Below are 233 nucleotides of genomic sequence, written 5' to 3' on the forward strand. Positions count from 1 at the left end.
CGCCCCCTTCGTCCCGGCTCACGCCGTCGGCAGCCAGTCGACCTTCCCCGCCAGCAGCGCGTAGCCGACGAACGCGCCGATGTCGAGGAGGGTGTGCGCGGCCACCAGCGGCCCGACGCGCCCCCAGCGGCGGTACAGGTACACGAAGACCACGCCCATGACCATGTTGCCGACGAAGCCGCCGATGCCCTGGTACAGGTGGTACGACCCGCGCAGCACCGCGCTGCCGGCGA

The 233-nt window shown here is 72.5% G+C and carries 1 protein-coding gene; it reads right to left on the reverse strand.

Going from position 1 to position 233, the window contains the following annotated elements:
- Positions 1-18: 18 nt before the first annotated feature.
- Positions 19-233, reverse strand: a 215-nt coding sequence (locus CCN29_RS32150) for a CPBP family intramembrane glutamic endopeptidase (protein ID WP_143661440.1), incomplete at its 5' end; no start/stop codon positions are given.

The sequence above is a fragment of the Streptomyces pseudogriseolus genome, assembly GCA_002154585.1.
Taxonomy (GTDB): domain Bacteria; phylum Actinomycetota; class Actinomycetes; order Streptomycetales; family Streptomycetaceae; genus Streptomyces; species Streptomyces pseudogriseolus.